Genomic DNA, 19,673 nt, shown 5'->3' with positions numbered 1-19,673 from the left:
TTTATCCGCGATAAGCAGGTCACTCCGGGCTGGCCCCGATCGCGAATGAATTCGCTCCCACAAAAAACCACAGCCACCACAGCGCTCTTGTGGGAGCGGATTTATCCGCGATATGCAGGTCACTCCGAGCTGGCCCCGATCGCGAATGAATTCGCTCCCACAAAAAACCACAGCCACCACAGCGCTCTTGTGGGAGCGGATTTATCCGCGATATGCAGGTCACTCCGAGCTGGCCCCGATCGCGAATGAATTCGCTCCCACAGAAAGCCACAGCCACCACAGCGCTCTTGTGGGAGCGGATTTATCCGCGATAAGCAGGTCACTCCGAGCTGGCCCCGATCGCGAATGAATTCGCTCCCATAAAAAACCACAGCAAAGCCATATCGGCGACAGGCACGCAGCTGCCCTCGCGAAACCCGTGAAAGAGCTGCCCCAGAGCGGTCGCTGTAACCTGGCTGCAATCTAATCGTCTTATTCTGCGCGGCACTTTCCCTCCCTCGAAGAAGGCTCCTGCTGCAATGTCGCGCACCCTGCCCGTTAGTGATCGGCACTCCTGGCGCCAGGCCTATGCCTGGTTGTTGCTCGGTTTCATCTGCTATGCCCTGCCCTGGTCCGTGTTTGCCGCGAGCGATGCCGGCAGCGTGCTGCGCATCCAGGGTTCCAACACCATCGGCGCCAAGCTCGGCCCGGCCCTGGTGCAGGGCCTGTTCGAGCAGCAGGGGCTGCGCAATATCCGTATCGAACCGGCTGCCGCCGAGAACGAACAACGGGTGCTGGCCGAGGACAAAAACGGCCGACCGGTAAGCATCGCCGTAGCCGCCCACGGTTCCGGCACCGGCTTCGTCGCCCTGCAGGACGGCAGCGCCGAACTGGCTGCGTCCTCGCGGCCGATTAAGGATGGTGAGGCCGACAGCTTGGCCAGGCTCGGCGACATGCGCAGCCGCGCCGCCGAACAGATCATCGCCATCGACGGCCTGGCCATCATCCTGCATCCGGGCAATCCGCTGGCCGCGCTCACCACCGCGCAGCTCGCGGCGATCTTTTCCGGCGAAATCAGCACCTGGGAACAGCTGGGTGGCCGTGGTGGCCCCATCACCCTGTATGCCCGCGATGACAAATCCGGCACCTACGACACCTTCAAGGAACTGGTGCTGACAGCCAACGGCAAGAGCCTCGCCGCCGGCGCCAAGCGCTTCGAGTCGAGCACCCAGTTATCCGACAGTGTCAGCCAGGACCCCAGCGCCATCGGCTTCATCGGCCTGCCCTATATCCGCCAGAGCAAGGCCGTGGCGATTGCCACCGGCGAATCCCAGCCGATGCTGCCGAGCACCACGCTGATCGCCACCGAGGACTATCCGCTGTCGCGCCGCCTGTTCCTCTATACCTCGCCCACTGCCGAGAATGCCTGGGCCAAGTCCCTGCTGGAGTTCGCCCACAGCCCACAAGGCCAGGCGATCGTCGAACAGAACGGCTTCATCGCGCAGACGGTAAAGGCGGTCAAGGTCAGCGGCAGCCCGAGCATGCCGGCCAGCTACCAGAAGCTGACCAGCGAGGCCCAGCGCCTGTCAGTGAATTTCCGCTTTCAGGAGAACAGCGCCACCCTGGACAACAAGGCCCAGCGCGATATCGCCCGAGTGCTCGACTACCTGAAAAGCCAGGACAAGCTGCGCAACAAGGTGGTGCTGGTCGGTTTCGGCGATCCGAAGAACGACCCCAGCCGCGCAGCCCTGCTGTCCAAGCTGCGGGCCATGGAAGTGCGCCGCGAGCTGTCGCGCGGCGGGGTGATTTTCCGCGACATCACCGGGCTCGGCGCCCAGCTGCCCGTAGCCGCCAACAGTGGCGATGAAGGTCGCAGCAAGAATCGGCGCGTGGAAGTCTGGGTCTACTGAAACCTATTTACGATATTTTGCGTCGTTGCGATGTAGCCCGGACTTCAGTCCGGGGGCTGGCAGGCATGCCACCGGACTGAAGTCCGGGCTACAGGCTCAGCGTCCACATAAACGCCTTGGCCCTTCAGGCAGGGCGTTGGTCGTTTCTGGTGGTGGGAAACCCTTTGCAACAGCCGGCGATTTGCCGTAGCCAGCCAGGCGCACTAGCCTGCCAGTAGTGACGCCGGGCCCCTCTGGCGGTGAATCTTCACCGCGATGTCGGAGTCACTGTCTGCAGGCAGCGACGGGAGGGCCCGATGAACGACCTGCTCAGTCTCCTTACCAGCCCCATGCTTGGCACGCCGACCTGGCTGTGGCTGAGCTTCTTCGTCATCGTCATCGCCCTGCTGGTGTTCGATCTCGGCGTCTTGCACCGCGACCAGCACGAAATCGAAATGCGCGAGAGCCTGCTGCTGTACAGCGGCTACTTCAGCGTCGGTGTGCTGTTCGGCGTGTGGGTCTGGCATGAACTCGGTGCGCAGAGCGCCCTGGAGTTCTACACCGGTTTCCTGGTCGAGCAGTCGCTGTCGATGGACAACGTGTTCGTCATGGCGATGATCTTCGGCTTCTTCGATATCCCCCGGCGTTACCAGCACCGCGTGCTGTTCTGGGGCATTCTCGGGGTGATCGTGCTGCGCGCCTTGATGATCGGCCTGGGTACGGCACTGGTGCAGCGCTTCGAGTGGATGCTCTACCTGTTCGGCGCCTTCCTGTTGTTCAGCGGCGTGAAGATGCTCTTCAGCCACCCGGAGCATCACCCTGATCTGTCACAGAACCGCCTGCTGCGCTTTATCCGCCGGCATTTCCGCATCACCGACAGCCTGCACGACGGGCACTTCTTCGTGCGCCTGCAACCACCGGGGCAGCCCCATCCCCTGCTCTATGCCACTCCGCTGTTCCTCGCCCTGGTGCTGATCGAGCTGGCCGATCTGGTGTTCGCCGTGGACAGCGTGCCGGCGGTGTTTGCCATCACCCAGGACCCGTTCATTGTCTACACCTCGAACATCTTCGCCATCCTCGGCCTACGCTCGCTGTACTTCGCCCTGGCCGCGCTGATGCATCGTTTCATCTACCTGAAGTACGCCCTGGCCCTGGTGCTGGTGTTCATCGGCGGGAAGATTTTCCTGCACGGCCTGATCGGCAAGATTCCCGCCCTGCTCTCTCTTGGCGTAACCTTCGGCCTGCTGGCGGGCGGCGTGCTGCTGTCGCTGCTGAAAACCCGTGACAGGCCCGAGCAGGACCAGGAGAGCAAACCCTAATGCCCGATGTGCGCATCGAAACGCTGGAGCTGCAGGGCCGCCTGATATGGCGAGTACGCGTGGGCCGCCGCGCCCTGACCTTTCACGAGGAGCTGGCCGCGCGCACCTTTGCCGCGCAACTGCACATCCGCCTGGACTGGCTGAGCCGGCAGGCGCAGACAGACAGCGCCGACCACCACTGATAGCCCCGTAGCCCGGATGCAATCCGGGAAACAGACCGCTCCGCTCCCGGATTGCATCCGGGCTACCACACCGGCACAAACGACAAGGCCCGCAAATGCGGGCCTTGTCGTTACTGAGCCAGGCTCAGCGGCTGGCTTTCATCGCCTCACGCGGCACGTACTTGCCGATCTCGAACTTGCCGATGGCCATGCGGTGCACTTCATCCGGGCCGTCGGCCAAGCGCAGGGTGCGCTGCATGGCGTAGAAGTAGGCCAGCGGCGTGTCGTTGGAGACACCGGCACCGCCGTGGATCTGGATCGCCCGGTCGATCACGTTGAGCGCGACGTTGGGCGCCACCACCTTGATCTGGGCGATTTCGCTCGCCGCGACCTTGTTGCCCACGGTATCCATCATGTAGGCGGCGTTGAGCGTCAGCAGGCGCGCCTGGTTGATTTCGATGCGCGAGTTGGCGATATGGTCGATGTTGCCACCCAGGCGCGCCAGCGGCTTGCCGAAGGCGGTGCGGCTGACGGCGCGCTTGCACATCAGTTCCAAGGCGCGCTCGGCCATGCCGATGGAGCGCATGCAGTGGTGGATACGACCTGGGCCAAGGCGACCCTGGGCGATCTCGAAGCCACGGCCCTCGCCGAGCAGGACGTTCTCATAGGGCACACGGACGTTCTCGAACAGCACTTCGGCATGGCCGTGCGGGGCGTCGTCGTAGCCGAATACCGGCAGCGGACGGACGATCTTCACCCCGGGGGTGTCGGTCGGCACCAGGATCATCGAGTGCTGCTGGTGACGCGGCGCGTCCGGGTTGGTCAGGCCCATGAAGATCATGATCTTGCAGCGCGGGTCGCAGGCACCGGAAGTCCACCACTTGCGGCCGTTGATCACCCACTCGTCGCCGTCACGCACGGCGTTGGCTTCCATGTTGGTGGCGTCGGATGAGGCCACGCCCGGCTCGGTCATGGCGAAGGCCGAGCGGATCTCGCCACGCAGCAGCGGCTCCAGCCACTGCTGCTTCTGCGCTTCGCTGGCGTAGCGCACCAGGGTCTCCATGTTGCCGGTGTCCGGCGCCGAGCAGTTGAACGGCTCGGGGCCCATCAGCGAGCGGCCCATGATCTCGGCCAGCGGCGCGTATTCCATGTTGGTCAGGCCGGCGCCGTACTCGGACTCCGGCAGAAACAGGTTCCACAGGCCTTCGGCTTTGGCCTTGTTCTTCAGCTCTTCCATGATCGCCGTCGGCTGCCAGCGGTCACCTTCGTTGACCTGCTGCTCGAACACGGCCTCGTTCGGGTAGACGTGGGTATCCATGAAGGCGGTGACGCGTTCACGCAGTTCCTGAACTTTGGGGGAGTAGGCGAAATCCATGGGTAGCTACCTTCTAACGACCAGGGCGAGGTTGTGGTTTCAATCTGCAAATGATGCTAGAACAGTGACCTTGATTTATCGAACCTATTTTCATGGCTTATTAACATTCATCACTGATATATGATCCGGCGCACTGGATCGGCATGACGAGAGCCCGCAATGAATCTGAGCAAGGTCGACCTCAACCTCTTCATCGTCTTCGACGCCATCTACACCGAAGCCAACCTGACTCGCGCCGGGCAGATCGTCGGCATCACCCAGCCGGCCGTGTCCAACGCCCTGTCGCGCCTGCGTGAAACCTTCAATGACCCGCTGTTCGTGCGCACCGCCCAGGGCATGGTGCCCACGCCCATGGCGCAGAACATCATCGGCCCGGTGCGCAACGCCCTGCAGCTGCTGCGCGTGTCGGTGCAGGAAAGCCGCACCTTCACCCCGCAGCAGGCCAACAAGACCTACCGCATCAGCATGACCGACCTCACCGAGGCGGTGATCCTGCCGCCGCTGTTCCAGCGCCTGCGCCGCCTGGCGCCGACCGTGCAGATCGAGAGTTTCCTGTCCAAGCGCCGCGAAACCACCAAGGAACTGGCCGCCGGCCGCCTCGACTTCGCCGTCGATGCACCGCTCAACACCGATACCCAGGTGCGCCACGTCAAACTGATGGAAGACCGCTACGTCTGCGCCTTGCGTCAGGGCCACCCATTGGCCAAAGAGAAGATCAGCCTGGACGAATACCTGTCGCTGACCCATATCCAGATCTCCAGCCGCCGCAGCGGCCTCGGTTATGTTGACCTGTCGCTGGGCAAGATGGGCCTGCAGCGCAAGGTGGCGCTTCGTTCGCAGCACTACATGATGGCTTCCACCGTGCTGCAGAACACCGACATGGCAATGACCGTGCCCGAGCGTTTCGCCCGCCGCCACGGCCTGCATTACGTGCAATTGCCGGTCAACGACGTGCCGTCCCTGGAAACCCACCTGTACTGGCACGAAAGCACCGACCAGGACCCGGCCAACCGCTGGATGCGCGAGCAGATCATCGAGATTGCCCAGCAGATCAGCGCCCAGGAGAAGAGGCTCGAAAGCGAAGCTAAAGCATGAGCTATAGCCTCTAAGTAATTGAATTAATAAGCCCTGCACTCGCAGGGCTTTTTGTTTTTGGCCGTCGGTGCACAATTTACGTTGACGTTAACGTCAACCAGCTTTACGTTTACGTAAAGCAACCCGCGCAGAGCCCATTGCATGGCCGCCAACTACAGTATTTCCGACCTGGCCCGCGAGCTGGACATCACCACCCGTGCCATCCGCTTCTACGAGGAGCAAGGCATGCTCGCCCCCGAGCGGCGTGGACAGGAGCGAGTCTATACGGCCAAGGACAAGGTCACCCTCAAGCTGATCCTGCGCGGCAAGCGCATCGGTTTCTCCCTGGCCGAGTGCAAGGAGCTGATCGAGCTGTACGACCCGGCCGGTGGCAACCGCAAGCAGCTGGAGACCTTTATGGACAAGATCAGCGAGCGCCGCGCCCAGCTCGAACAGCAGTTGCTGGATATCCAGCAGATGCAGCTGGAGCTGGATACCGCCGAGGAGCGCTGCCTTGCCGCGCTCGAACAAACTCAAGCCTGAACAAGCAGTTAGCTAGCAAACCTAATAAAGACAATTACAGGTGGAACCATGAGCTACCCGACCCTCAACTTCGGTCTCGGCGAGACCATCGACATGCTGCGTGACGCGGTCCACCACTTCGCCCAGGCCGAGCTGGCCCCGCGTGCGGCGCAGATCGACCGCGACAACGAGTTCCCCATGGACATGTGGCGCAAGTTCGGCGACATGGGCCTGCTCGGCATGACCGTGGAAGAGGAATACGGCGGCACCAACATGGGCTACCTGGCCCACGTGGTGGCCATGGAGGAAATCAGCCGCGCCAGCGCCTCGGTCGGCCTGTCCTACGGCGCCCACTCCAACCTGTGCCTCAACCAGATCCGCAAGAACGGCAGCCACGAGCAGAAGGCCAAGTACCTGCCCAAGCTGTGCTCCGGTGAGCACATCGGCGCCCTGGCCATGAGCGAGCCGAATGCCGGCTCCGACGTGGTGTCGATGAAGCTGCGCGCCGAGAAGCGTGGCGACCGCTACGTGCTCAACGGCAACAAGATGTGGATCACCAACGGCCCGGATGCCAACACCTACGTGATCTACGCCAAGACCGACATCAACGCCGGCTCGCGCGGCATGACCGCCTTCATCGTCGAGCGCGACTCCAAGGGCTTCTCCCGCCACCAGAAGCTCGACAAGCTGGGCATGCGCGGCTCCAACACCTGCGAACTGGTGTTCGAGGACGTGGAAGTACCGGAGGAAAACATCCTCGGCGGTGAAGGTCGTGGCGCAGCTGTACTGATGAGCGGTCTGGACTACGAGCGCACCGTGCTCTCCGGCGGCCCCACCGGGATCATGAGCGCCTGCATGGACGTGGTGCTGCCCTACGTGCACGAACGCCAGCAGTTCAAGCAGTCGATCGGCGAGTTCCAGCTGGTGCAGGGCAAGCTGGCCGACATGTACGCCGGCATGAACGCCTCCAAGTCCTACCTGTACACCGTGGCCAAGGCCTGCGACCGCGGCGAGGAATCGCGCAAGGATGCCGCCGCGGTGATCCTCTACACCGCCGAGATGGCGACAAAAATGGCCCTCGACACCATCCAGCTGCTCGGCGGCAACGGCTACACCAACGAGTACCCGGCCGGCCGCCTGCTGCGCGACGCCAAACTCTACGAGATCGGCGCCGGCACCAGCGAAATCCGCCGCATGCTGATTGGTCGTGAGCTGTACAACGAGACGAAATAGCCCTCAAGCAACACGGATAGTCCCCTCTCCCACTTGTGGGAGAGGGTTAGGGAGAGGGGCTCTGCGTCGCCTGCACACCCCTCTCCCCCGGCCCCTCTCCCGTGAACGGGAGAGGGGAGCTAAAGCCTGCAACCCGGAGTGAGCCCAATGGCCATCCTGCACACCCAGATCAACACCCGCTCGCCGGAGTTCGCCGCCAATAGCGCGGCCATGCTCGAGCAGGTCGACGCCCTGCGCACCCTGCTCGCCCAGGTCCACGAAGGCGGCGGCGCCAAGGCGCAGCAGCGCCACACCTCGCGTGGCAAGCTGCTGCCGCGCGAACGCATCAACCGCCTGCTGGACATCGGCTCGCCGTTCCTCGAAATCAGCCAGCTGGCCGCCCATGGCGTGTATGGCGAAGACGTGCCGGCCGCCGGGGTGGTCGCCGGTATCGGCCGGGTGGAAGGCGTCGAGTGCATGATCGTCGCCAACGACGCCACGGTGAAAGGCGGCAGCTACTACCCGCTGACCGTGAAGAAGCACCTGCGCGCGCAGACCATCGCCCAGCAGAACCGCCTGCCGTGCATCTACCTGGTCGACTCCGGCGGCGCCAACCTGCCGCGCCAGGACGAGGTGTTCCCCGACCGCGAGCACTTCGGGCGGATCTTCTTCAACCAGGCCAACATGAGCGCCATGGGCATTCCCCAAATTGCCGTGGTCATGGGCTCCTGCACCGCCGGCGGCGCCTATGTGCCGGCGATGAGCGACGAGACCATCATGGTGCGCAACCAGGCCACCATCTTCCTCGCCGGCCCGCCGCTGGTGAAGGCTGCCACCGGTGAAGTGGTGACGGCCGAGGAACTCGGTGGCGCCGATGTGCACTGCAAGACCAGCGGCGTGGCCGACCACTACGCCGAGGACGACGAGCACGCCCTGGCCATCGCCCGGCGCAGCATCGCCAACCTCAACTGGCGCAAGCAGGGTGTACTCAACAGCCGCGCACCGATCCAACCGCTGCACGCGGCCGAGGAGCTGTACGGGGTGATCCCGGCCGATGCCAAGCACCCCTTCGATGTGCGCGAAGTGATCGCGCGAATCGTCGATGGCAGCCAGTTCGATGAGTTCAAGGCACTGTTCGGCACCACCCTGGTCTGCGGCTTCGCCCACCTGCATGGCTACCCGATCGCCATCCTGGCGAATAACGGCATTTTGTTTGCGGAGGCCGCGCAGAAAGGCGCGCACTTCATCGAGCTGGCCTGCCAGCGCGGCATCCCGCTGCTGTTCTTGCAGAACATCACCGGCTTTATGGTCGGGCAGAAATACGAGGCCGGCGGCATCGCCAAGCACGGCGCCAAGCTGGTCACCGCGGTGGCCTGCGCCAAGGTGCCGAAGTTCACCGTGATCATCGGCGGCAGCTTCGGCGCCGGTAACTACGGCATGTGCGGCCGCGCCTATGACCCACGCTTTCTGTGGATGTGGCCCAACGCGCGGATCGGCGTGATGGGCGCCGAGCAGGCCGCCGGCGTGCTGGTGCAGGTCAAGCGCGAGCAACAGGCGCGCAACGGCCAGGAATTCTCCGCCGAGGACGAGCAGCGCCTGAAGCAGCCGATCGTCGCCCAGTACGAGCAGCAGGCCCACCCCTACTACTCCAGCGCACGGCTGTGGGACGACGGCGTCATCGACCCGGCGCAGACCCGCGATGTGCTCGGCCTGGCCTTGTCCGCCGCGCTCAACGCGCCGATCGAGCCGACCACCTTCGGTGTGTTCCGGATGTAAGCATTTTTTGTAGGAGCCAGCTTGCTGGCGATCCGCACCGCTCAAAAGCATCGCCAGCAAGCTGGCTCCTACACCAGACAGGTTCCTGAAAATGAACAGTTTCCAGACCGTACAACTCGAACAAGACCCGCGCGGCTTCGCCACCCTGTGGCTGAATCGCCCGGAAAAGAACAACGCTTTCAACGCGCAGATGATCCGCGAGCTGATCCTCGCCCTCGAAGCGGTGGCCGGCGACCAGACTCTGCGCTTTCTGCTGCTGCGCGGGCGCGGCAAGCACTTCAGCGCGGGCGCCGACCTGGCCTGGATGCAGCATTCGACGACTCTCGACTACAACGCCAACCTGGCCGACGCCCACGAGCTGGCCGAGCTGATGTACAGCCTGCATGCCCTGCAGATTCCCACCCTGGCCGTGGTCCAGGGCGCGGCCTTCGGTGGCGCGGTGGGCCTGGTCAGTTGCTGCGACATGGCCATCGGCGCCGATGACGCGCTGTTCTCCCTCTCCGAAGTACGCATCGGCCTGGCTCCGGCGGTGATCAGCCCCTTCGTCGTGCAGGCCCTTGGCGAGCGCGCTGCACGCCGCTACGCGCTGACCGCCGAGCGTTTCGACGGCAACCGCGCCCGTGAACTGGGCCTGCTCGCCGAGGCCTACCCGACCGCCGAGCTGGATGCCCAGGTGGAAAGCTGGGTGAATAACCTGCTGCTCAACAGCCCGCAGGCCATGCTCGCCAGCAAAGACCTGCTGCGCGAAGTCGCCAGCGGCGTGCTCAGCCCGGTGCTGCGCCGCTACACCGAGAACGCCATCGCCCGTATCCGCGTCAGCCCGGAAGGCCAGGAGGGGCTCAATGCCTTCCTGGAAAAACGCACGCCCGCCTGGCAGGAGCCGCAAGCATGAGCCAGCAACAGATCACCACCCTCCTCGTCGCCAACCGTGGCGAGATCGCCTGCCGGGTGATGCGCACCGCCAAGGCCCTGGGCCTGCAGACCGTAGCCGTGCACAGTGCCATCGACCGCAACGCGCGCCATGTGCGCGAAGCCGACATGGCCGTCGACCTCGGCGGCGCCAAGCCGGCCGACAGCTACCTGCTGGTCGACAAGATCATCGCCGCGGCCAAGGCCAGCGGCGCCCAGGCGATCCATCCGGGCTACGGCTTTCTCTCCGAGAACGCCGGCTTCGCCCGCGCCATCGCGGCCGCCGGCCTGGTGTTCCTCGGCCCACCCGCCTCCGCCATCGACGCCATGGGTAGCAAGTCCGCCGCCAAGGCGCTGATGGAAGACGCCGGGGTGCCACTGGTGCCCGGCTACCACGGCGAGGCGCAGGACGTGGAAACCTTCCGCGTCGCCGCCGAGCGCATCGGCTACCCGGTGCTGCTCAAGGCTGCCGCCGGTGGTGGTGGCAAGGGCATGAAGGTGGTCGAGCGCGAAGCCGAGCTGGCCGAGGCCCTGCAGTCGGCGCAGCGCGAAGCGCAATCGGCCTTCGGCGACTCGCGCATGCTGGTGGAAAAGTACGTGCTCAAGCCACGTCATGTGGAGATCCAGGTGTTCGCCGACCAGCACGGCAACTGCCTGTACCTCAACGAGCGCGACTGCTCGATCCAGCGCCGCCACCAGAAGGTGGTCGAGGAAGCCCCGGCCCCGGGCCTGTCGCCCGAACTGCGCCGCGCCATGGGCGAGGCGGCGGTCAAGGCCGCCCAGGCCATCGGCTATGTCGGCGCCGGCACCGTGGAGTTCCTGCTCGACGCTCGCGGCCAGTTCTTCTTCATGGAGATGAACACACGCCTGCAGGTCGAGCACCCGGTCACCGAAGCCATCACCGGTCTCGACCTGGTGGCCTGGCAGATTCGCGTGGCCCGTGGCGAGGCGCTGCCGATCAGCCAGGCGCAGGTGCCGCTGAATGGCCATGCCATCGAAGTGCGCCTGTACGCCGAAGACCCGCAAAATGATTTTCTCCCGGCCAGCGGCACCCTCGCCCTCTACCGCGAGCCCGCCAGCGGCCCGGGCCGGCGCGTCGACAGCGGCGTGGCCGAGGGCGACGAAGTCTCGCCGTTCTACGACCCGATGCTGGGCAAGCTGATCGCCTGGGGTGAGAACCGCGAGGAGGCCCGCCTGCGCCTGCTGGCCATGCTCGAGGAAACGGCCGTGGGCGGTTTCAAGACCAACCTGGCCTTCCTGCGGCGCATCCTCGCTCACCCCGCCTTCGCCGCCGAAGAGCTGGACACCGGCTTTATCGCCCGCCATCAGGCCGTTCTGCTGCCGCCGCCGGCCGAGCTGCCCGAGGCGTTCTGGCAACTGGCCGCCGACGCCTGGTTGCAGAGCGAACCGCAGCAGCTGCGCCACGACGACTACCACTCGCCCTGGAGCACCCGCAGCGGCTGGCGCGCCGGCCTGCCGGCGGAAAGCGAGCTGCACCTGTGCAGCGGCGAGCACGCCCACAAGGCCCGCCCGAGCGGCCAGGCCAAACTGATCGGCGAGACGCTCACTTGTAGGAGCCAGCTTGCTGGCGATCAGACGCCGCAGATCCAACGCCGCCTGCAGGCCATCCGCCAGGGCGACACCCTGTACCTGGAATGGCACGGCGAGCTGCACCCCATCACCCGCTTCGACCCGATTGCCGCCGCCGAAGCCAGCCATGCCCACCAGGGCGGCCTCACCGCGCCCATGAACGGCAGCATCGTCCGTGTACTGGTCGAACCCGGCCAGGTTGTCGAGGCCGGCACCGCGCTGGTGGTGCTGGAAGCGATGAAGATGGAGCACAGCATCCGCGCACCGCATGCCGGCACGGTCAAGGCGCTGTATTGCGGCGAAGGCGATATGGTCAGCGAGGGCGCTGCACTGGTGGAGCTGGAGCAGGCCTGATGCACTTGTAGGAGCCAGCTTGCTGGCGATCAGCCTTTTACAAATGCAGCCAAGGGACCTGAAAATCGGCATCGCCAGCAAGCTGGCTCCTACATCACTTGTAGGGTGGAAAACCTCGCAGCGTTTTCCACCAACCAACGGTGGTTGGATAAAGCGCCATCCACCCTACGGAGAACATGCATGAACCTGCCCCACCACGTCCGCCTGGTCGAAGTCGGCCCGCGCGACGGTTTGCAGAACGAGAAACAGCCGATCAGCGTGGCCGACAAGGTGCGCCTGGTCGACGAGCTGAGCGCCGCCGGCCTCGGCTATATCGAGGTCGGCAGCTTCGTCTCGCCCAAGTGGGTGCCGCAGATGGCCGGCAGCGCCGAAGTGTTCGCGCAGATCCAGCGCAAGGCCGGTGTGGTCTATGGCGCGCTGACGCCCAACATGCAGGGCTTCGAGGCCGCCGTGGCCGCCGGGGTCAAGGAAGTCGCGGTATTCGCCGCCGCCAGCGAGGCCTTCTCGCAGAAGAACATCAACTGCTCGATCAGCGACAGCCTGCAGCGCTTCATGCCGGTCATGGAGGCCGCCAAACAGCACGGCATCAGCGTGCGCGGCTATGTCTCCTGCGTGCTCGGCTGCCCCTACGAGGGCGAGGTGGCGCCCGAGCAAGTGGCCAACGTGGCTGCCGAGCTGTTTTCCATGGGCTGCTACGAAGTGTCCCTCGGCGACACCATTGGCACCGGTACCGCCGGCGCCACCCGCCGTCTGTTCGAGGTCTGCGCCGGTAAGATCCCGCGCGACAAGCTCGGCGGGCATTTCCACGACACCTACGGTCAGGCCCTGGCCAATGTCTATGCCAGCCTGCAGGAAGGCATCAGCGTATTCGACAGCTCGGTCGCCGGCCTCGGCGGCTGCCCCTACGCCAAGGGCGCCACCGGCAACGTCGCCACCGAGGACGTGCTCTACCTGCTCAACGGCCTGGGTATCGACAGCGGTATCGACATGGACAAGCTGATCGCCGCCGGCCAACGCATCTGCGATGTACTCGGCAAGCCCAACGGCTCGCGCGTGGCCCGCGCCACCCAAGCCAGCCGCTAACCCTGTAGGAGCCAGCTTGCTGGCGATCAGCTCTACGCAAGCAAGCGCCCCAGGAACAGGAGAACCGCATGAATCTGCAAGGTAAGACCGCACTGGTCACCGGCTCCACCAGCGGCATTGGCTTGGGCATCGCCCTCAAGCTGGCCGAGGCCGGCGCCAACCTGGTGCTCAACGGCTTCGGCGAGGTTGACGCGGCGCTGGCTGCAGTCAAAGCCAAGGGTGTAAAGGTCGGCCACCATCCGGCCGACGTGGGCAAGCCCGAGGAGATCGCCGCGCTGATCGCTTATGCCGAGGAACGGTTCGGCGGCGTCGACATCCTGGTCAATAACGCCGGCATCCAGCATGTGGCGCCGGTGGAGGAATTCCCGGTGGAGCGCTGGGACGCGATCATCGCCATCAACCTGTCCTCGGTGTTCCACGCCACCCGCCTGGCCCTGCCCGGCATGCGCGAACGCGGCTGGGGGCGGATCGTCAACATCGCCTCGGTGCACGGCCTGGTCGGCTCGGTGCAGAAGGCCGCCTATGTGGCCGCCAAGCACGGCGTGGTCGGCCTGACCAAGGTGGTGGCGCTGGAAACCGCCACCACCGGTATCACCTGCAATGCCATCTGCCCAGGCTGGGTGCTGACGCCACTGGTGCAACAGCAGATCGACGCCCGTGCTGCGGCTGATGGCGACCCCGAGCGCGCCCGTCATGAGCTGCTGGCCGAGAAACAGCCCTCGCTGGAGTTCGTCACCCCCGAGCAACTGGGCGCGCTGACCCTATTCCTCTGCAGCGATGCCGCCGAGCAGGTGCGTGGCGCGGCCTGGAACATGGACGGTGGCTGGACTGCGCAGTAACGACCGGCGCAACGAACCCGTAGGGTGGAAACCGCGCAGCGTTTCCACCACTGGCCGGTGGATGTAAAAGACGACATCCACCCTACGCAAGAACCACGAAACCCGGAATCACTTATGTCGCAACCCCTCTGGACGCCCTCCGCCGAACGCATCGCCGCCACCCGCATGGATGCCTTCCGCCGCACCATCAACCAGCGCCACGGGCTGCAGCTGGCCGACTACCCGGCCCTGCACGCCTGGAGCGTGGCGCAGCGCGAGGCGTTCTGGCAGGCCGTGGTCGACTTCTTCGATATCCATTTCAGCGCCCAGCCCGAGGCCGTGTTGCGCGAAGGCGCCGCCATGCCCAGCGCGCACTGGTTCCCCGGCGCCACCCTGAATTTCGCCGAACACCTGCTGCGCCGCCGCGACGCGCATCCGGCACTGGTCGCCATCGGCGAGGACGGCTCGCGTGAGCAGCTGAGCTACTTGGAGCTGGCCGCCCATGTCGCCGGTCTGCAACAGAGCCTGAAAGCCGCTGGCGTCGGTGTCGGCGACCGCGTCGCCGCCTTTATGCCCAACACCTGGCAGACCGTGGTCGGCATGCTCGCCAGCGCCAGCCTCGGCGCCACCTGGTCCTCCTGCTCGCCGGACTTCGGCACCCAGGGCGTGATCGACCGCTTCGGCCAGATCGAACCCAAGGTGCTGATCGCTGCCGCCGGCTACCGCTACGCCGGCAAGAACCTCGACCTGACCGCCAAGCTCAACGAGATCCTCGAACGCCTACCCGGCCTGCAACAACTGGTGGTGGTGCCTTACTCGCGCAGCGAAGCCAGACCTACTGATTACAAATCAGTTGCTCTAACCACTCTGTGGCAGGACTTTTACCAGCCCGGCGGCGAGCCCGAGTTCACACCCGTACCGTTCGAGCAGCCGCTGTACATCCTCTATTCCAGCGGCACCACCGGCGTGCCCAAGTGCATCGTGCACGGCGTTGGCGGCACCCTGCTGCAGCATGTCAAGGAACTCGGCCTGCACACCGACCTGCACGCCGACGACACCCTGTTCTACTACACCACCTGCGGCTGGATGATGTGGAACTGGCTGGTCTCCGGCCTGGCCCTGGGCGCCACCCTGGTGCTGTTCGACGGCTCACCCTTCCATCCGGGTGCCGAGCGTCTGATCGACCTGATCGACGCGGAGAACATCAGCCTATTCGGCACCAGTGCCAAGTTCCTCGCCGCCCTGGAAAAGGCCGGCGCCAAGCCGCGCGAGACGCATAAGCTGAGCCGCCTGAAGGCCATTCTCTCGACCGGTTCTCCGCTGTCCCATGAGAGCTTCGAGTACGTCTACCGCGATATCAAAAGCGATGTCTGCCTGTCCTCCATCTCCGGCGGCACCGACATCGTTTCCTGCTTCGCCCTCGGCAACCCGGTGCTGCCGGTACGCCGCGGCGAGCTGCAGTGCAAGGGCCTGGGCATGGACGTGCAGGTATGGAACGAGGCCGGCCAGGCGGTGATCGGCGAGAAAGGCGAACTGGTCTGCGCCCAGCACTTCACCTCGATGCCGGTGAGCTTCTGGAACGACGCCGACGGCGCCAAGTTCCACGCTGCCTACTTCGAAACCTTCCCCGGCGTATGGGCCCACGGCGACTACGCCGAAGAAACCGCACAAGGCGGCCTGGTGATCCACGGACGCTCGGACGCCGTGCTCAACCCCGGCGGCGTGCGCATCGGCACCGCCGAAATCTACCGCCAGGTGGAAAAGGTCGAGGAAGTGCTGGAATCCATCGCCATCGGCCAGGACTGGGACGGAGACGTGCGCGTGGTGCTGTTCGTGCGCCTGCGCGACGGCGTGACGCTGAACGATGAACTCAAGCAACGCATCTGCAGCGTGATCCGCGCCAACACCACCCCACGCCACGTACCGACCAAGGTCATCGCCGTGGCCGACATCCCGCGCACCATCAGCGGCAAAATCGTCGAACTGGCGGTGCGCAACGTGGTGCACGGCAAACCGGTAAAGAACACCGACGCCCTGGCCAACCCACAGGCACTGGAGCTGTACCGCGACCTGCCGCAACTGCGGGACTGACGCGCTCAATCAGCGGCCACCGGCGCAGCAATCGGCAGCATATTGAGCAAAGTGCCAGCATTGGGGCAGACTGCTGACCGGGCAATCTGCCCTCTTTGCTCAGGTGACGATATGGAAGTTGTCAAAACCCTCAAGCCCGGTCGCAACGGCACCAAACGCCTGGTGGAACTCTACGGCAAGCAACTGCTAGCCGTACGCTACCGCCTCGATCGCGACAAGCAGCTCAGCTACACCACGGTTGAACTGATCATCGAAACAAAACCTGCCCCCACTCCGGGACAGAACCTCACCGCCCAACGCCTGTATCAAAACCGCCAGCTCGTTGCCCTGCGTATCCACTACGACGAGGAGGACTTGCGACGTCTGCTCATAAGGGCGGGCGGTAAATGGGACCTGGAGAAGAAGACCTGGCGCATCCGCTACGGCGACGCCATCAAACTCGGATTGAAAGATCGGATCATCGAAAAGTGATGGCCAGATATACACACGCGATACCTACATCTGGAGACATGTTCCCACATATGGGAATATTCCTAGATGTAGGCATGTCGCCTACTTATAGTTAGGCAGCCTCCGAAAATTCTTCTCCGGTTGGTTTTAATCGCAACACCGCGTCGCCTGTAAGTCGCCATGGTTAGTGGCATTATCAAAAGGAGTTGGCTTCATGCCGGGCACCGTAACAAATAACTTACCGCGCTCACCTTCCAACTCGGCGGCGTCAGCCTTTTCTTTCTGCGTTGCGGCGGCTACCGTGTCGGGCAGGCCAGGCCTAACAACTGCTTCAAGTCGTTCGCTGCGCTTACTTGGACGGGCTAAAGCCCGCCCCTTAACCAAACGTTATATGTCTTTCCTATGCACATGATCCTCACAAAATTTAAGGAAAAACTCCCGAAAGGTTTTTCTTACCCAATTGGTTCTGAAAAAATAAGTACATGTCTAGCCAGCGCCCCTCAGCTAGAAAGTTTGGTGCTTAATTTTTGGCATAAAGATGAATTCTGGGCCTCTTCCTATAACGAAAGAATCAAGCAGAAAAAGCCTCTAAAAATAATTGAAATTCGCTATCAAAATCCGACAACTGGAATTTCTTCCCCACAACACATGATAGAAGCAGGTTATTACTCCCCGTCATGGCTAATATATATTTATGCGGCACCAAAAGAATATTTATCAGAGATAAAAGACCAGCTGACAAATGTAGCTTTGCCTGAAATAGAAAAATGGCTTATCCAAGTTGGACTTACAGAAGAGAAAATCAGCATGGTCAAAAGCTATATTTATGACCCATGCTCGAAAAAGCTGACAGAACGTGTATAGCCACATAACAATTGGTTCAAACCGTTCGCTTCGCTCACTCGGGACGGGCTAAAGCCCGCCCCTTAACCAAACGTTATAAACCATATGCGTAAATCCGTGCTCATCACCGTCATCGCAGGATTAATAATCACTGCCATAGCAGTTGCCCTCATCAATAATCGCGAAGAGAAATTCGCCATTCATATTGAAAATGAAGACGCACGAAACAAACTGACAAAAAGCCTCCTGGAAAGAAATATTTCATATACAACGGAGACCGATCATCTTGGCAGAACATGGGTAGTCCCTGACCAAAGGAAGAAAAAAGAATATGATCTACTGCTAGAGTCCACAAAGGCATCCGATGCCACAGACGAGAGCCCTGCACCATAATGGCTTATAACAATACGCTCAAATCGCTCACTCCGTTCGCTGGGACCGCGTTCCGCGGCCCCTTAGCTTAATCGTTAGGTAATTAAGCCATGAGTTTCGACCAACACAAAGCCCAGGCCATGGTAGGAAAATACGTTTTAGTTGGTGTAAACCGCTGCGACAGAGATGGTAATGTTATTTCTACAGAGCAGATCCACGGCAAAGTTCTTCACGCATCAGAAGATGATGGCCTGGTAGTTTTACTTAACAACGGAAATGAATTTTCATTACCTCCATTCTTGAGCTGCTATCAACCGGCCGAAGAAGGGATTTACGTACTAAAAAGCACTAACGAAAAAATCAACAACCCCGACTATATTGCAACCTTTAACGTTACAGCAACACAAGACGATGAGTAATCACCTAACAAGTCGCTCAAAGCGCTCACTCCGTTCGCTGGGACCGGCGAAGCCGGCCCCTTAGCTTAATCGTTAGGCGGCAACAGCAATTAAAGGATGTGCGGGCATGGAAGTCTTTCACAGTTACGCAGGCAAACACCGTGCAGCCCGGAACAGAAACGTGCTCAATAATCGGTTCGCCGCCCTACCCCAGCTCATTTGCTGCTCGCTGCGCCTCAAGGCTGCTGTGTATCCAAAGCGTCGCCTGGTAGCGCGCTCAGTCGCGGTTCCGTCCAGAAAGAAACAGTCGCTTGCAAGAGAATTGCGGGTTGTCCACAGTGCGGTATTCATTACCTGCGTCCGACTCGATGCCCGCTGCCTAACAACTGGTTCAAGTCACTCGCTTCGCTCGTTCGGGACTGCGTTCCGCAGCCCCTTAACCAAACGTTAGGTTTCCTTCGGGAGAATCGGCTGTGATCTTTGCATTCGAAGAGGACGGAACGCTCGAAATCTATGCAACCGCCGAGGATGCCATTCGGGAATATGAAGGGGTTGACGTTGAAGCTGGTGTTGTCCATTTCTACGATGAATCCGGGACTTACCTGGAGCCGAGGTTCTCCTCGCCCAATCTGAAACGCAAACTCTTCGGCCTCGTAAGTTTGGTCCAGTCCGGCACTTATGAATTGGTAGCCGGTACGTCCACAGAGGAAGATTCATTCGCACTTGCACTGCATGAGGCAAGGAACCTTGCCGCTAACGAATGGTTTAAGAGCTTCCATGACATCAAGACAAAGTTGTCCGCACAGGGAGTTGAGGTTGAACTCAGATCACAGTAGTGCCAGGAAACCTAACAATGCGCTCAAAGCGCTCACTCCGTTCGCTGGGACCGGCGAAGCCGGCCCCTTAGCTTAATCGTTAGCGGTATCAACACATGATTCCATTCGGTCTCAATAAAGAACAATTTCAAGCACGCTACCGTCGCTGCTTAGAACGCGCATCGCAACACCTTATTGACGAACTAAGAAAACTTTTTTCTATCGCCGTACCAAATTCTGTCAAAGATGCAGAGGTTCAAATATTTCTTGGTGAAGATGGTCTTGATACCCCAACGGCGTGGATTTACTACCGTGGAGAAAATAACAAAGTAGATCACAGCGACCCATCCATTTTTCCAGGCAGAGCCATGGAGCTCTCGGTTGGCTTAGAAAATATTGAGCCATTCGACGAAAGGTATTTCTCTGACGAAGAATTTAACGGCCTCACATTAGCAGCCAATACTACAAAACATTGGTTTGCTGAGTGCTGGTGGCAAGCTGGAGGTTGGAGTTACGCTGTTCCAGCGAAAGTATGGATACATGATGGGTTCGGTGATGGCAAAGCAGTTGAACTCTCGGAGAACCGCTAACAACTGGTTCAAACCGTTCGCTTCGCTCACTGGGACGGGCTAAAGCCCGCCCC

The 19,673-nt window shown here is 62.1% G+C and carries 19 protein-coding genes; 18 read left to right on the top strand and 1 reads right to left on the bottom strand.

Annotated features, from left to right (window positions below; translation table 11 throughout):
* The first annotated feature begins 518 nt into the window (after positions 1-518).
* The 3 genes from LRS11_RS16365 (at position 519) to LRS11_RS16355 (ending at position 3,369) form a co-directional block, all read left to right on the top strand.
* A complete protein-coding gene (locus tag LRS11_RS16365; protein WP_260493969.1) occupies positions 519-1,889 on the top strand; it encodes a substrate-binding domain-containing protein in 1,371 nt (456 codons plus the stop codon).
* 296 nt (positions 1,890-2,185) lie between these two features.
* Entirely contained in the window at positions 2,186-3,187 is a 1,002-nt protein-coding gene (locus tag LRS11_RS16360) for a TerC family protein (RefSeq protein WP_260493968.1), read from the top strand.
* Positions 3,187-3,369 carry a hypothetical protein gene (locus LRS11_RS16355; protein WP_260493967.1) on the top strand — a complete coding sequence of 61 codons (183 nt, stop codon included), beginning with the start codon at positions 3,187-3,189 and terminating at the stop codon, positions 3,367-3,369. Before LRS11_RS16360 ends, LRS11_RS16355 begins: the two co-directional genes overlap by 1 nt.
* Positions 3,370-3,493: 124 nt before the next feature.
* On the opposite strand, the gene LRS11_RS16350 is transcribed toward LRS11_RS16355, so the two are convergent.
* Positions 3,494-4,723, bottom strand: coding sequence for an acyl-CoA dehydrogenase (locus tag LRS11_RS16350; protein ID WP_260493966.1), 1,230 nt, complete (start codon positions 4,721-4,723; stop codon positions 3,494-3,496).
* A 159-nt stretch (positions 4,724-4,882) separates the two neighbouring features.
* Between LRS11_RS16350 and LRS11_RS16345 the strand changes: the two genes are divergently transcribed.
* From LRS11_RS16345 to LRS11_RS16275, 15 genes are all read left to right on the top strand, one after another.
* Positions 4,883-5,818, top strand: coding sequence for a LysR family transcriptional regulator (locus tag LRS11_RS16345; RefSeq protein WP_260493965.1), 936 nt, complete (start codon positions 4,883-4,885; stop codon positions 5,816-5,818).
* 141 nt (positions 5,819-5,959) lie between these two features.
* Positions 5,960-6,340 carry a MerR family transcriptional regulator gene (locus tag LRS11_RS16340; protein WP_260493964.1) on the top strand — a complete coding sequence of 127 codons (381 nt, stop codon included), beginning with the start codon at positions 5,960-5,962 and terminating at the stop codon, positions 6,338-6,340.
* A gap of 48 nt (positions 6,341-6,388) precedes the next feature.
* On the top strand, positions 6,389-7,552 hold the full coding sequence (locus LRS11_RS16335) for an isovaleryl-CoA dehydrogenase (RefSeq protein ID WP_260493963.1): 1,164 nt from the start codon (positions 6,389-6,391) through the stop codon (positions 7,550-7,552).
* 147 nt (positions 7,553-7,699) lie between these two features.
* Entirely contained in the window at positions 7,700-9,307 is a 1,608-nt protein-coding gene (locus LRS11_RS16330; RefSeq protein WP_260493962.1) for a carboxyl transferase domain-containing protein, read from the top strand.
* 91 nt (positions 9,308-9,398) lie between these two features.
* On the top strand, positions 9,399-10,199 hold the full coding sequence (locus tag LRS11_RS16325) for a gamma-carboxygeranoyl-CoA hydratase (protein WP_260493961.1): 801 nt from the start codon (positions 9,399-9,401) through the stop codon (positions 10,197-10,199).
* The gene (locus LRS11_RS16320) at positions 10,196-12,160 is read left to right on the top strand and encodes an acetyl/propionyl/methylcrotonyl-CoA carboxylase subunit alpha (RefSeq protein WP_260493960.1); all 1,965 of its coding nucleotides are present in this window, start codon (positions 10,196-10,198) and stop codon (positions 12,158-12,160) included. Before LRS11_RS16325 ends, LRS11_RS16320 begins: the two co-directional genes overlap by 4 nt.
* Before the next feature lie 180 nt (positions 12,161-12,340).
* Entirely contained in the window at positions 12,341-13,243 is a 903-nt protein-coding gene (locus LRS11_RS16315) for a hydroxymethylglutaryl-CoA lyase (RefSeq protein ID WP_260493959.1), read from the top strand.
* Positions 13,244-13,311: 68 nt separating this feature from the next.
* Entirely contained in the window at positions 13,312-14,082 is a 771-nt protein-coding gene (gene bdhA / locus LRS11_RS16310; RefSeq protein WP_260493958.1) for a 3-hydroxybutyrate dehydrogenase, read from the top strand.
* A gap of 114 nt (positions 14,083-14,196) precedes the next feature.
* Positions 14,197-16,152, top strand: a complete 1,956-nt coding sequence (locus LRS11_RS16305; RefSeq protein ID WP_260493957.1) for an acetoacetate--CoA ligase — start codon at positions 14,197-14,199, stop codon at positions 16,150-16,152.
* Between the two features lie 111 nt (positions 16,153-16,263).
* Positions 16,264-16,623 (top strand): hypothetical protein, encoded by a 360-nt coding sequence (locus LRS11_RS16300; RefSeq protein WP_260493956.1) that lies wholly within the window; start codon positions 16,264-16,266, stop codon positions 16,621-16,623.
* A gap of 381 nt (positions 16,624-17,004) precedes the next feature.
* Positions 17,005-17,466 carry a hypothetical protein gene (locus tag LRS11_RS16295; RefSeq protein WP_260493955.1) on the top strand — a complete coding sequence of 154 codons (462 nt, stop codon included), beginning with the start codon at positions 17,005-17,007 and terminating at the stop codon, positions 17,464-17,466.
* A 96-nt stretch (positions 17,467-17,562) separates the two neighbouring features.
* Positions 17,563-17,838, top strand: a complete 276-nt coding sequence (locus tag LRS11_RS16290; protein ID WP_260493954.1) for a hypothetical protein — start codon at positions 17,563-17,565, stop codon at positions 17,836-17,838.
* Between the two features lie 89 nt (positions 17,839-17,927).
* Positions 17,928-18,236: a hypothetical protein gene (locus LRS11_RS16285; RefSeq protein ID WP_260493953.1), complete on the top strand. Its 309-nt coding sequence runs from the start codon at positions 17,928-17,930 to the stop codon at positions 18,234-18,236.
* 452 nt (positions 18,237-18,688) lie between these two features.
* Positions 18,689-19,051 carry a hypothetical protein gene (locus LRS11_RS16280; RefSeq protein ID WP_260493952.1) on the top strand — a complete coding sequence of 121 codons (363 nt, stop codon included), beginning with the start codon at positions 18,689-18,691 and terminating at the stop codon, positions 19,049-19,051.
* 95 nt (positions 19,052-19,146) lie between these two features.
* On the top strand, positions 19,147-19,620 hold the full coding sequence (locus LRS11_RS16275; protein WP_260493951.1) for a hypothetical protein: 474 nt from the start codon (positions 19,147-19,149) through the stop codon (positions 19,618-19,620).
* Positions 19,621-19,673: the final 53 nt, after the last annotated feature.

Origin of the sequence: Pseudomonas sp. J452 (genome assembly GCF_024666525.1) — a bacterium.
GTDB lineage: Bacteria > Pseudomonadota > Gammaproteobacteria > Pseudomonadales > Pseudomonadaceae > Aquipseudomonas.
Note: the sequence above shows the minus strand (reverse complement) of the source record. Positions and strands in the feature narration are given on the sequence as shown.